This window comes from uncultured Methanobrevibacter sp., assembly GCF_900316895.1.
Taxonomy (GTDB): Archaea; Methanobacteriota; Methanobacteria; order Methanobacteriales; family Methanobacteriaceae; genus Methanocatella.
This window is the reverse complement of record NZ_ONER01000034.1, coordinates 1-16007: the sequence shown is the minus strand read 5'-3', so window position 1 is coordinate 16007 and position 16007 is coordinate 1. Positions and strand designations below refer to the sequence as shown.

4 protein-coding genes are annotated in these 16007 nt (G+C 37.3%); all 4 read left to right on the top strand.

Features of this window, described 5'->3' with window-relative positions:
* Positions 1-33: 33 nt before the first annotated feature.
* The 4 genes from QZN27_RS05220 (at position 34) to QZN27_RS05205 (ending at position 15859) form a co-directional block, all read left to right on the top strand.
* The gene (locus QZN27_RS05220; RefSeq protein WP_296784584.1) at positions 34-8856 is read left to right on the top strand and encodes a right-handed parallel beta-helix repeat-containing protein; all 8823 of its coding nucleotides are present in this window, start codon (positions 34-36) and stop codon (positions 8854-8856) included.
* Positions 8857-8898: 42 nt separating this feature from the next.
* Positions 8899-12360, top strand: coding sequence for a C1 family peptidase (locus tag QZN27_RS05215; protein WP_296784580.1), 3462 nt, complete (start codon positions 8899-8901; stop codon positions 12358-12360).
* 132 nt (positions 12361-12492) lie between these two features.
* Positions 12493-13950 carry a zinc ribbon domain-containing protein gene (locus QZN27_RS05210; protein ID WP_296784577.1) on the top strand — a complete coding sequence of 486 codons (1458 nt, stop codon included), beginning with the start codon at positions 12493-12495 and terminating at the stop codon, positions 13948-13950.
* Between the two features lie 172 nt (positions 13951-14122).
* On the top strand, positions 14123-15859 hold the full coding sequence (locus tag QZN27_RS05205) for a Na+/H+ antiporter NhaC family protein (protein WP_296784574.1): 1737 nt from the start codon (positions 14123-14125) through the stop codon (positions 15857-15859).
* Positions 15860-16007 lie beyond the last annotated feature (148 nt).

The following is a 16007-nucleotide window of genomic DNA, read 5'->3' as shown; positions in this document are numbered from 1 at the left end:
TTGACTTTATGAATAATGTTATAGGTGTATTGAATGAAAGTGAATAAAAAGATTTTTATTTGCGCGCTTTTGGTACTGATAATGATGTGTGTTGTCAGTACGGCAAGTGCAACCGAACCACTTAACGAAAACATTACTGCAACGAATACTGGAGGAGTAATTGATGAAGACATCAATGAAGAATTGAGTATCTTGGATAGTGAAGATGAGTTAAGTGCTGCGGGGGATACCATTACTGTTGCAAGTGATGGTACGGGAAATTATGATTCGATTTCTTCTGCTGTAGCGGGAGCTACTGGTGGGGAAACTATTTTTATTAAGAACGGTGAGTATACTGAAACTGCTAAAATTGACATTGGCACAAAGCAACTGTCATTCATTGGTGAAAGCCAAGGTGGAGTAATAATTAAATCCGGAGATAATGATCTGTTTTATACAACAAGTTCAGGTTATTCTTCATTGGCATTCAATAATCTTGTTTTTAAAGACATATCAATGACTGGTGCTAGAACTCCAATATTTATCGGTGGAGATGGCAATGTCAGTATTGTCAATTGTGTTTTCGACAATTGCGCTTCCAGATATGGAGCATTACGTATATACACTTCTGGAAGTGTTGTTGTGGACCAATGTAAATTTTTAGGCACAAAATCTTCTACTGGTTCCTATTCCAGTGCAATTGATTTTGGTGGTAGTGGCAATACAGAATTTGTCTTAAAGAATTCAATTATAGATAATTCCGCTATATCCAGTTCAAGTACTGCAAGTTATATTTATGGTGTAATCTACAATGAAAAAGGTACTGGAACCGTTACATTGGACAATGTGACCATTAGCAATTCCCAAGGTAATGGTAAAATAAGAGCATTAATTACAGCTAAAGGAAACATGAATATAAGAAATTCCAGATTTGTTAATAATGAGATTTCCGAAGGTAATGCATACAATGCTTTAATTTTCATCAGTGCAGGTGCTAAAACCGTAAATATTGAAACAAGCATCATTGCTAATAATTCAGAACCAAATTACATTGTATCATCTAATTCAGGAACCTCTTCTTTTAATTTGAATTACAACAATATTCAAAATAATACTGTAAAATTAGGAGTAAATCATCCAACTTCAGGGTCTTATACTTTAGATGCAAACTACTGGGGTTCAAATTCATTGCCTGAAGGTGTAACCGCTTCAACTTGGATTGTTGAAGACAACGGTGTTTACAAATTGAACAACGGTGAAGCAATTGATGTAATAATTCCTGGATTGAATGATGGCGAGGAACCTATTGATGCAATCTATGTATCAGCAGACGGAAATGATGCAAATGACGGTTCTATTGACAGTCCTGTATTTAACATTACCAAAGCTATCGAACTTGCAAAAGCAGGTTCAGGAAACATAATTATCAAGGAAGGTACCTATTCTCAAAGCGGAATAATCATTGATGATTCAATAACAATCATTGGTGAAGGAAATGTGGTAATTGATGGAACAGGCTTAGAAAGAGCTTCTGTTTTCTCAATAACTACAACAAATGATGTTACAATCAAAAACATCAAGTTCACTAATGTCAATGCCAGATATGGTGGAGCTTTAAACATTCAAGGTTCTTCACAAAGTAATCTGTTGGATATTAATGTGATTGTTGAAAACTGCAGTTTCGATAAAATGACCGCAACTCGTGGCGGAGCAATTTATGCATATTATACAAAAGGCAAATTGACTATTGACAATTGTAATTTCACAAACATGGATGTTACATGGGGTGCATTATGCGCTTATCAATCATCATATGATGGAGGACTCAATATAGAGATTTCCAAATCCATTTTTGCAAACAACAGCGCAAACAATGCAGGAGCGTTATATGTGCAAGCTTCATATTTAACAATGACTGATTGTGAAGTCTACAACAATACTGCTTCTCAATCTCCGGGTGCAATCTATTTAACAAATGTCACTGCTACAATCGACAAGTGTAAGATTTATGACAATTCTGCATTGAAGGATGCATCAGCTATTGCAGTCTATGCAGGAAAAATAAGCAGCAACCCTACTGTTTTAAAACCATCTGAATTGACAATTACCAATTGTATAATTGAAAACAATACCGCAACTCAGGAAGGCGCTGCAGCAATCTATTTGGAAAACTCAAAAATGGATATTTCATACTCATCCATTGTAAACGCATTGAACATTCATAATACCGTCACTGCCAATTATGACAATGACAAACCTGAAAAAGTAATTGCCAATAATAATTGGTGGGGCGTAAAAGACCCAAGAACAACAGTTCAAGGCGAAAACATTACCATAGATAATTGGGTAATCATGAACCTTGAAGCAAATGTAACTGAAGTTCTTGTCGGAGATTCTGTAGAATTAACCGTTGACTTTAATCATGTAAATACAACCTCTGGTGAAATCGAAGAGTTGACTGGCGGAGCAATTCCAAAAACATTCACAGTCACATTCACTTCAGACAGCGGCAGTATTGAACCAGCAAGTGTTGATGTAGGTAAAGGAACATCTAAAAAAGTAATTTACACTGTTGCTGATGTGGATGCAGTTATTTCAGCACAAACTGGAGACTATATAGAAACAATCACTTTTGCCAAAGGAGTTGAACCATACTATGGAATCATCTATGTATCAAAAGATGGGGATGACAACAATAACGGTTCCGAATTATATCCTGTTGCATCACTTGGAAAAGCGGTTGAGCTTGCTTTAGTAAGTGGAGGATCCGGTGAAATTATCATTAATGAAGGAACTTATGCAGGATTTAATTATCATGTAACCGGCAATTTAACAGTAACTGGAGTAGGCAACGTAATTCTTGACGGTGAAAATAACGGCAGATTGTTCTACATGGACTATGGAGATAATGTTGATAAAATACAATTAAGCAATTTGAATGTTATAAATGTAAAACACAACTATGGTGCTGTCGTTTACAGTAGAGCAAAAGAATTAATTTTAGATAATATTAACATTACCAACACTACTGAATCAAGCAATTTGATTTCAAATGCAGGTAAGATGACCATTAAGAATTCACAGATTTTAAACCACAAAGGTGGAAATGTTATTTCAACATCAGGCAATTATGATTTACTCATTAACAATACCGTATTTAAAAACAATACTGTTGTGGGATCCGGTTCTGATTTTGGAATTATATACATTTCAACTGGAAGTGGCAATTTATTTATCGAAAACTCCAAATTCATTGACTCCACTACAAGACAAGGTGTTGTAATAGCATCTAATGTCGATGAAAAGGTTTATGTAAAATCTTCACAATTCATCAACAACCATATGCAAGATACATATGCGAACGGTGGAGCAATAAGCGTAAATAACAAGTTAGAAGTCACAGATTCCATATTCATCAACAACACTGCATGTGGTGATGGTGGAGCAATAAACATTGGAAGATGGGGTGATGCAACAATCACAAAATCCGTCTTTATCAATAACGCTGCAGGAAATGGAAAACGTGGAGATGCAATTTACAACGGTAAAAAGCTTAAAATCAACTACTGTGTATTAATATCCAATGGTGCAAACAAAGTAATTTACCACAATGGCGAAGACAATGATGCTGATGCTCAATTCAACTGGTGGGGAACCAATGATGACCCTCAAAACTTAGTGGGAGTTGGAACCTATGAAGATGATGATTGGGTTGATCAAAATTGCGTAATTGACACTTCAAACTGGGTGGTTATGACCGTTTCCAACAATTTCACTGACCAAATTAACGTTGGAGATAAAGTCGAATTCACAGTTGACTTCACTCATACCAACAGCGGTCAGGAATTGGCTCAAAGCATTCCTGAAATTGATGTAAGCGCAAGTGCACTTTATGGAGAAATGGATGCACAACAAGCAACCACTGAAAACAATGTTGCCAAATTCGTATACACTGCAATAGAAGGATGTGAAGATAGTGTAACCATTACATCTTCAAATGCAGTCAATGTAACTCCTATCAGCGTTAAAGTTCCTGTTGTTCTTGAAGTCATTTATGTGTCCATGTCCGGTGATGACAATAACGACGGTGCTAGAGACACTCCTGTAGCAACCCTTAAACACGCTATTGAAATTGCCGAAAGGGGCAAAATCGTCATCATGAACGGCGACTACACAATTACTGAAACTTTAATTGTCGACAAGGATTTGGATATCACTGGTATGGGAACTGTAACCATCAACGGTAATCAGTTAGGAATTATGGAAAACAGTGCAAACCTTAACCTGACAAACATTGTATTTACAAATGCTAAATTGGCCACAGGATCTGTTATCAAGGACAACGGTAATACAACTATAAACGGTTGTACTTTCTATTCATGTGTTACTACCGGTGGAAGTTCAGCCGGTCCTGTTAACAACCTTAAAGGCACAATGGTTATTAACAATTCCAAATTCTATCAAAATAAGGGAGCAAGAGGTGTTGTTGCTTCACAACAAGGAACTAAATTAATCATTAACAATTCCGAATTCTATGACAATGATTGTACTTCAATAACTAACTGTTATGGTATTATTTATTCAACTTCTGCAGAAACTACAGTTGAAAATACTATATTCAGAAATAATAAGGATAAACAAGGTGGAGCTATCTGGGCAACTAGATCAACTTCTGCAACAACCGGCAGTCTTGAAGTAATCAACTGTACATTTGAAAACAATGTTGCAAATGTCGGAACAGGAGGAGCAATATTTGCTTCAGGTAATGTTGACGTCAATGTTAAAAAATCAACCTTCATTAACAACACAGCAGTAAAAAGCGCTAGCGGTGTTGGTGGAAATGGAGGTGCAATATATTCAACCGGTAACAGCATTGTAACTGTAACTGATTCCATATTCATTGACAATGCAGGAGATGCAGACGCAGGCATTTATGCTGATGGCGCAACATTTACTATCAGCAATTCTGTTATTTTAGCAAAATCTGACGATACCAATTTTGCTTTGAATAAAGTTGCATCAACAGTAACAGCTAACGATAACTTCTGGGGAGACAACTCCAAAGCAAACACAAACGCTAACGTTGCCAGATGGATTATAATGAATGCTTCATACACTAAAGATGACCAAGGTGTACTTACAATCACCGCCACATTCGACAAGACCAATTCAACAAGCGGTGAAATTGCAGATTATGCCGGAAGTATTCCTGACGGATTTGATGTAACATTCACATCAACCAGCGGTAACTTGAATGAAGTTGTTCCTGTCAAAAATGCTCAAGCTAGCGTACAGTACACTCTTGATAAGACTGACAGTGGAATCACAGTTAAAGTGGCAAATGCTGAAGTAACTTTCCCATTTGAAGTTGCACCTACTGTGATTTATGTATCACCAAGTGGTGACGACAGTAACAATGGTGAAAGGGAAACTCCGGTGGCTACCCTTGCACATGCTGTTGAAATTGCAGAAAATGGTAAAATCGTCCTTTTAGAAGGAACCTATAAAACCGGTTATTTAGGAATTATCTCAAGTGATTTGAACATTACCGGTGAAGGCAAAGTAATCATTGACGCTGATAATAACAATAGAATCCTTTACGTAGGTGAAGATGCCAAAGTTGTCCTTAAAGACTTGATTATGGTTAACGGATATGGAATTGAAGGAAGTGGAGCTTTACTTGGAAACTCCAACTACTTGACTATCATTAACTGTACATTAGCTAATTCTACTGCCGGTGAAAGCAACGGCGGAGCAATTTACAATGTCGGTCACTTGACCGTTATCAATTCAACAATTGCAAACAACACTGCAAAAGAGGGTGGAGCAATCTTTGCCAATGACGCTCTTGCCAAAGGCGTAAGCATTGCAATTGAAAATTCATTGATTGAAAACAACACAGCAACAGGCAATGACAATTTAGGTGGAGGAGCTATATTCACACAACAAATAGCTACATTCAGTGTTACAAACACATCATTCAGAAACAATAAGGCCGAATCTACATCCAGCGGTGGTGCAATATTCATTTCTCATTCAACAGCAACTTTAACTATAACAGACTCTGAGTTCATTGCAAACCATGCTAACGGACAGGAAGGCACTGGTGGTGGAGCTATTTACATGGCAGGCACTTCAAACTACGAAAGAAAAGGTACATTAACCATTTCAAATACTCTATTTGAAGATAACACTGCCGGAACAAACGGTGGAGCAGTATATGCAAGAGCCACCACAATAAACATAGCAAACTCCGTATTGCTTAATAATAAAGATGCGAATGGATTAGCAGTTTACGGATATAAAACAGAACAAATAAGTCCTTCCATAACTCTTAATGATAACTGGTGGGGTTCAAATGACAAACCATCTGATCTTGTCGGTGGAAACAGCAATTACAAACCAACATTAAACAGATGGGCTGTTTTAACCATTGCAAATGACACACCAATTGTCCAAGGCAATACTGTTAAATTAACCGTAAGCATTAATTCATGGACCAACGGCGCTGAAAATGGCACATTAGCCAATCCAATCAAAGTTGAAAGACCTGTAATCCTCAGGACAACCTCAGGTATTGTCAATGGAGTACTTGAAAACGGTGAATTCAGCTATGATTACCTCGTACCTGCTAACTTGAAAATCATTACAGCAACCGTCGACAATCAGAGTGAAACACTATTCGTCATCACTTCTGAAACCGTTTTAACTGTCGAAAACATAACTGCTTTCCAAGGGGAAACCGTAAAAGTTAATATTATAGTTAAAACTACTGATGGTGCTGATGTAAACGGAGGTACTGTAGAGCTCTACTTCGACAATAATATGGTTGCAACAATTCCTGTAATTGGAGGTGTGGCATCTCAAGACGTCATCATCGCTAATGGTGTTGGAACATACGATATTAAAGCCAACTACAGTGATGCTACCGGTGAATTCAGTTATGCCGAGGATACTGCAACTTTAAATGTAAATGGCGTTAACAATGTTGTTACTCCTGAAACATTCTCAATGTTCTTTGATGAAAACGGTAACTTAAAATCCGATCTTCCATTAGATGAACTGTACTTTGAAGGAACATTTGAAAACATGGGAGTAATTACCATAGGCAAACCTATTAAAATTACTGGAAGAAACGCTCAATTTAAGGACACAGCTTTCAAACTCAATGCAAATGATGTGACCTTGGACAATGTATCTATTGAGTTAAGCCAAAGATTTGACGAAACAGACGGTGCAGCCATATACATAGGCGGAAACAATGTGGTTGTTTCAAACAGCAATATCACCTACAACGCTCCGGACAATGTCCAAAGCTATGCGATTGAAGTGGATGTTGCTAAGAATGTGAAAATTATAAACAACAACATCAACTACGCTGCCAAATCAGACGGCACAGTCAAGACAATTGCAATCAATGCGGTCGATTCCGATAACCTGGTTGTTGAAAACAACGTATTGAATGCAAATGTTCCATCCGTTGACCTTGACTATTCCGCATATCCAATTGTCGGCTATAACTCTCAGGGAGTGCACATTGAAAAAAGTAACAATGTGTCCTTCGACAAAAATGACATTACAGTCAATTATAGCAATGCAGCAGGATACGCCGATACAATCTATGCGGTTCACTTTGAAAACAGCAACAATTCAAGAGTCACCAACAATGGCATTGAATTGAATGGTCACAGCTATGCATATGGATTGGTTACCAATGGTTGTGAAAACATTACAATTTCAGGAAATGACATCAAATCCAATTCAGATGACCATTATGCATTAGGTTTACAAGTTGGAGGAAAATCAACAGCTTCAGTGGACAACAACAACATTTCAGCCAAATCAAATGAGGTTGTTTATCCTGTATACCTTGACGATTGGCAAATGGGCGGTGAAGTAAATCTCACCAACAACAACATTAAAGGCGAATCCGATACAGTATATGGAGTATACGTGGAAGAAGACAAAGTGCTGATTTCCGGAAACACTATTGAAGCTATAGGAAACCACGTTTATGGTGTTGTAACCCATCAGACCGATGCGGTAATAGATGGAAACGACATTAACGCAACAGGTAGGGATGTCGGTGACATAGTATCTCCTCAAAGCGGTGTCAATGAAAACACAACCGGTATCATTATCAGTGAAGGCCAAGCTGAAATCACTAACAACAATGTTGTAACTAATGGAAAATCTACCATAGCAGCAATCAACACAAATGCAACAATCAAAAACAATGGATTGACCGCAAATGGCACAATCGCTGAAGACAGTATTTCAAGCGTGAATTCCACTGTTGTTGCATCAGGAAACACTGCAGCTAAGGACAAAGATGCTCCAAAAACTCCTGTTGTTAAGATTACTGGTCAGAACAATGCTAAGGTTGACTATGGCTTCACATACAGTGTACGTGTTACCGAAGACGGAAAATCCGTAGGTGCAGGTAAAGTTGTAACTCTCAAGATAGCTGGAAAAACATTGACCGCAAAAACAGATAAGAACGGTTATGCTAAATTCACTTTAGCTGTTAAACCTAAAGCCTATACCGTAACCGTAACATACAACAAGGTTTCACAAAACTTTAAGGTATCTGTCAAAAATGTTATCAAGGCTAAAAACTTGAAAGTCAAAAAATCAGCCAAAAGGCTTAAAATTAAAGTGACTTTAAAAACATCTGCTAAAAAGCCTATTAAAGGTAAAAAAGTAGTTCTTAAAATCAAAGGCAAAAAATACAAAGCAAAAACCAACAAGAAAGGTGTTGCTACATTTAAAGTCAAAAAGAACTTACTTAAAAAACTCAAAGCAGGTAAAAAATACAAATACCAAGTTACCTATGGTAAGGATACCGTGAAAAAAACATTAAAAGTTAAAAAATAGGGATTTCAAATCTCTATTTTCTTTTTTTATTTTTTCGGAGGAATGAAATTGATTAGACATCACAGATTATTGTTGATTGCGCTGTTGCTTTTGATATTCATTATACCTTCAAGTCATGCGATGGATAACCAAACCGAGGACTTGATTGAAAGTGAGGATGTTCACACAGCAATTTCAATGATATATGAAGATACTTTGGCTGCAAATAATGACTATTATTTCAATTCATCACTGGAAGACGACAATGGTGATGGAACCTCTCAAAATCCATACAAATATCTGACTGCAGAGAGGATTAAAGGAAACTGCAACATTCACCTGACTGACGGTGAATACGTTTTGGACGATTCAAAGACAATTGAAAATGTAAATATCATCGGATCCACTCCGACCAGAACTATAATTAAATATGATGGAGTAGGATTCACTGTAAACTCATTCTTATCTTTAACCAACGTTACATTAACGGACATATCAATAACCAATCACGGAAGCGTTGATGCAACAAATACAATTTTTAATTACGGATACGGCAGTAAGGCGGACAGTTATGGAAACAATTACGGTGGAGCAATCTACACCTCCGACGCCAATGCCAATTCCAAAGTCACAATATCAAACTGCACATTCAATGAGGGATATGCCGTTTACGGCGGAGCGATTTACATGGCTGCAGGTTATTTGAGCATATACGATTCACAATTCATCAATAACTATGCTTATAACTTTGGAGGGGCAATAGCCTGTGAAAACACATTGAACGTTACAGTTTCAAAATCAAAATTCATCAGAGATTACTCCATTGATGATGCGGGAGGTGCAATATATGTCAAGTCATCTCCGGTCACAATAAGCTACTGCGATTTCATAAACTGTTCCGCAACATTTGGAGGAGCGATAACAACTCTCAATGGTGATGTGAAGATGAACCATGTCACCGTCATCAACAATTCCGCAAAATGGGATGGCGGTGCAGTTTATCATATGTACGGCAAGTTCTCTTCAACAAACGGATATTACAATAACAATTCAGCCAGAAACGGTGGAGCACTATATATCGACAATTCATCAGACCTGCTTTTGATATCAAACATTTTTGAAGGAAACAGGGCAAATATTCAGGCAGGTGCAATATTTTCACTCCTGAATAATTTACGTGTGTCCCTAACAGGAAACACTTACAGGAACAATGAGGCGCCGATAAATAAGGATTATTTCGACACCTCAGATTTAAATGCAAATATAGGAAACGGAAACTATAGCAATTACTTGATCTCCAATCAGGAGATTATTGATATTCCAAGCCATTACAGCCTGGTTGAAAACGGATTAACAACCATGGTGAAAGACCAGCAGTCCAGCGGTAACTGTTGGGCATTCACTGCAATGGCCGTTCTTGAATCCTGCCTTAAAAAGGCTACAGGAATGGAATTTGACCTTTCCGAGGAAAACATGAAAAACCTTATTGCACTCTATTCCGATTACGGATGGAAAATGGACACCAATGAGGGAGGATATGATTCCATGCCGTTCGGATATTTTGCAAGCTGGCTGGGTCCTGTCAACGAATCATCTGATGTATTTGATGACAAATCAGTCTTGTCTCCTGTTTTAAACAGCATCCTGCACATCCAGAATATATTGTTATTAAAAAGGGACAATTACACAGACAATGATGCAATAAAGACTGCAATACTGAAATATGGGGCTGTCGGAACATCCATTTACTTTGACACTTACTACTTGAACAACGGAAAGGACTATTTCACATGGGCATTATACCCATCAAACCATGCGGTGACAATCGTCGGATGGGATGATAACTATTCCAGGGACAACTTCTATTTTGGAAGCTATGCCGACGGTGATGGGGCATGGATTGTAAAAAACAGCTGGGGTCCTAATTGGGGAGACAACGGATACTTCTACGTATCATACTATGATGAATCCTTTGCAAAGCCTGGTGTGGAGGGAATAGCCTACACTTTTGTTTTGAATGAAAGCATGAAATATGACAAGAACTATCAGTATGACATTGCAGGAAAAACCAATTATCTGCATGACGACAGGACTGCTGTGTGGTACAAGAACAAGTTCACTGCAACAAGCAATGAAATCCTTTCAGGAGTCTCAACATACTTTGAGAAGTTCACAAACTGGACAATGTCCGTTTACGTAAACAATGTTTTGATGACAACTAAAAGCGGCAGTTCACAGGCAGGATATTACACATTCCATCTGGACGATATCGTACCTTTGTATATTGGTGATGTCTTTGAAATAGTCTTCAACACCACCAGTGACAGGTTATCCAGCGTTCCGATTTCAGAAATCGCCGCACTCAACAAGGCAATTTACTATCCTGAAATATCTTATGTAAGTTATGATGGCGTAAACTGGCAGGACTTGTTCTATCTGTCAAAAACATATGCCTTGCATACCTACAAGTCACAAGTGGCATGCATCAAGGCATTTACAGTTCTGGCGGATTACAATACCACAACCACAATAAGCGTTGTCAACGGCAGCATTGAGATAAGTATTGAAGACCAGTTCAACAATCCCGTTAAATCAGGTGAGCTCAGCGTTAATTTAAGCGGTAATGTCCAAACCTTCAAGCTGAATGACGGAAGGGTTCAATTGCCGATCAGCTTATTGGATGGCATCTATGACATTGACGTAACATACAATGGGGAGAATTACTCTTCATCCAAGGGCAGTTACGCATTGGAAATTATGTTGAATGTGGATTTGGCCAAGGATAATGTTTTTACCTACAATTCAAATTATAGAATCAGTTTATCCAATCAGTTCGGCAATCCTATTTCTGGAAAGACAATGATTTTGAACCTAAACAATGAGAAGTATAATCTGACCAGCGATGCCAATGGAGTAATGACATTCAATTTAAGATTAAACGTTGGAAAATATGACTTGACTCTTATTAATCCCTCTAACAATGATAACATTACCCAAATCATCCATATTTCTCCTCGCTTGAGTGACAATCAAGATGTTGTAATGTACTATGGTTCAAATAAGGTCTTTAAAGTCAGGGTCCATGATGACAACGGCAATATCCTCGAAGGAGAATCCATCAAAATCATGATTGGTGGAAAGTTATACACTGCCAAAAGCGATAAAAACGGTTTTGCCAGTGTCAAATTGAATAAATTGGCCGTGAAAACCTACTCCGTAACTGTTGATTATAAGGGATTCAAGGTTTCAAATAAAATAAAAATCAAACCTACACTAACAGCCAAGAACAAGTCAATTAAAAAGGGCAGGGTTTTAAAATTCACTGCCAAACTTGTCAACTCCAATGGTAAGGCTTTGAAAGGCAAAAAAATCACCTTCAAAATCAAAAACAAGAAATACGCTGCAAAAACCAATAAGAAAGGTGTTGCAACAGTCAAAATCAAAAAGTTGAAGGCCGGCAGGTATACAATGCTGACCAGCTTTAAAGGCATCAAAATAAAAAATAAAATAACCGTTAGAAAATAGTGAAATTTAGGTTTGCTTCATTTATTTTTTTAAATTTAGCAATATCTAAATTTTATTCCTTTTTTTAGTAATAACTAAATTTTGCACCGAATAATTTATATATCACCCAATCTAATATAATCATAATTAAAAATGAGGAATATAATGAATACCATTTCAAGAAATGATGGCGCCCAGAGGGTATTTTTAAGCGAAGGCATCTTAAATGTTGTTGAGATATTGCAGGAAAATTATCCTGAAATCTATGAATCCATTCAAAAGGAAGGGTTCATATTAAAGTACGGCCAATGCAATCTATTCAAGGAACTACTCTTTGAAAATAATGTTGTCGGATTCTGCTCATATGATTTTTCAAGGGAGTTCATGACTCTCGCACTGAACAACATCTATGTTTTGCCGCAGTACCGGGGAAATTCATTCCTTTTAAATGAGCTTGCATCAACAATGGCCGAACAGAACAAGCCAAGCATTATGGAACCGACCAGGCTTATTGTTGAACTGCTTATTGAATATGGATTTGCCTCAAAAATCACAGACAATATTGTTGCAAGCGCCATTGAATTTGTAGTCCCTGCCGATCATGTTCTTTCAAATAGGGAGTATGGCCTTGAGGAACTGTCCACCCATTTCTATGACCTTGACATCTGCGCCAGCATCCATATCCTTGATGTAGAAAGGTCACACGTCGCCTATAGTGCCCCGTTGAATTATGATATCATTTATTATGACTGTCTTGACTATAGACATAGGATTTCCGATGAATATTTCGAAGAGATTTCCAAAACATTCAGGGACAGGGATGTTGACATCATGAACGTCATCCTTGATTTGGAGGAGAATCTTCCAATAAAAACCTATACCTTGGATGAAATCATCGGTCCTGAGGGAGAATTTTCTTTTTATATCCAATCCATGATTGATGATGCTCATGTAACTCAACAGAAGGCACTTGAGATAAAAAATCAGATCCGTGAGGAATATGAAGCTGGAATGTTACTGAATGAATCCCTGCTTGTCAGATTGGCATACCTCTTTGATGAAAGTCACAAAGAGAGGATTACTTTGCATGATGATGTCTGCCCATATTGCGGCATGCCCATCGACAGTCATGACAGGTTCTGCCATTTCTGTGGGATAAACCTGGATTATGACATTGATGAAATGGAAAATTCACTTTTAACCTCAATCGATGATAATGAAAGCGATTTTAAAGAGGATATCAGATTCATCGCATACAAGTTCCTAAAGCTGATTGAAGAAAGGATAGATATGGATTATGCCATATTCACTATTGAAAATACATATAACATTAATTGGAGTGAGATGAAGGAATTTTTGGATATCAACGGCTATTTTTCCCAGGACCATATTACTCCTGAAGGATTTGGATTTCTAAAGTCACATCCTCTGCATTTTTGGAATAAATATCACATGGAAATAATCGATTACACGGATTTTGAAAACTATTTCTACATTCATGAAGACTTAACTCCAAAGGAAATTTGTTTAAATTATCTCAATAAATTTGAAAAAGAGGAATATATTCTAGACATTATTAATGAAATTAAAAAAGATTGTTCAAATTTTTGATTAAATTTATTATTTTAGTTTATTTTATGAGATTCTGTTCCTTTATTGTCATTTTTAAAAAAATAATATTTTTATATTATTAAAATCATATATTGAACTGTACATATTAAAATTAATTTATTTTAAATTGATTAAAATTTTATAAATGTATAGGAAAATGGTGTGATAATAAATGAATGACAAAATGAAATTAGGTCTAATTGCAGCTATTTCAGTTATTGCTCTTTTTGTTTTATCATTATGGATTTCTTCAACACCTGCCGGTGCTGACAATTCAGTGAGATTCGGCATATTGACATTATTGCCTCCTCTCATTGCGATTGCGCTCGCATTCATTACCAAAGAGACAATTCTGTCCTTATTCATTGGTGTATTTGTTGGGGAATTCATGTTGAGTGTAAACGATGTAAATATTATTTCAACAGCAGTAAATGCATTCCTGAAATTATGTGTGCAGATTATCGCTTGTATGTCTGATCCGTGGAATGCAGGAATCATCCTTCAATGTCTGCTTATTGGTGGTATCATCCAATTGGTGACAAAGATGGGAGGGGCAAAGGCTCTTGCTGATGCATTTGCAAAAAGGGCTGATACTCCTAGAAAAGCTCAATTATTCACATGGTTATTAGGATTATGTGTATTCTTTGACGATTATGCAAACTCCTTGATTGTGGGTCCTATTATGAGACCTGTAATGGACAAACTCCGTGTATCTAGACAAAAATTAGCATTTGTAGTTGACGCAACTGCAGCACCTGTAGCTGGTATTGCAATTATTTCCACTTGGATTGGATTGGAAATCAGTTTAATCGCTTCCGGTTTCAAATCTATTGGAGTTACCAATATTACTGGTTTTGGAATATTCCTACAGACTATTCCGTACAGGTTCTATAACATATTTATCTTAATTTTCATTGTAATTTCCGCATTGACCCTATATGAATTCGGTCCAATGAAAAAGGCAGAACAGGAAGCCCGTGCCAGAAAAGAGGATGAGGAAGTAATTGCACCTGAAACTCCTGGATTTGACGAAGTCGAACCAGTTAAAGGCATAAAGCTATCCGTTTGGAATGCAATAATTCCTATCGCTACCCTGATTGTCGGTGCACTCATTGCATTCTACTGGAGCGGATACACTACCATTTTAGGTGGAGAAGACCAGGCACTCATTGCAATCATGAAGTCATCTCCATTATCATTCAATGGTATATATACAGCTTTATCTCAATCAGATGCATCCGTTGCCCTTTTCCAGTCAGCGTTACTGGCTTCAATCGTTGCCATGGTGATGGCTGTTGGTGAAAAGATACTTACCATTGAGGATGCAATATCCGAATGGATTGGAGGTATGAAGACAATTACAATTACCGGTGTTATCCTGCTTCTTGCATGGTCACTCGGTGCTGTTATCGGTGAAATCGGAACTGCCGACTATCTGGTTGGAGTTCTGAGCAGCACAATACCTGCTTTCATCGTGCCGTCATTGATCTTTGTTTTAGGAGCATTGATATCCTTTGCAACAGGTACTTCCTATGGTACAATGAGTATTCTGATGCCTCTGGCGATTCCGCTTGCATGGGCAATCAGTTCAGGAGACATGTCCTTTACCATCGTTGCAACAAGTGGTGTACTGACCGGTGCAATTTTCGGAGACCACTGTTCCCCGATTTCAGATACAACAATTCTGTCATCCATGGGAACCAGCTGTAACCATATTGACCACGTAACTACCCAGATGTACTATTCAATGTTTGTAGGTGCAATCACTATATTGGTAGGTTACATCCCAGCAGGATTAGGAGTTCCATTCTACTTCTCATTGCCTGTAGGTATTGTTGCAATGTTCATTGGTCTTAAATTGTTAGGTGAAAAAGTAGATTTTGAAGAAGTTGAGGAAACATCCTCATAACTTCATATTTTTTTTAGTTTTATTAAAATTTAGGCATACCTAAAAATATTTATCTAAATGATGCAAGAATACCATGACCTCTTCAAGGTCATGGATGAATTGCACTATTGGGTGTACTATCTTTTTTAATTAATTTTATTGTGTTTAA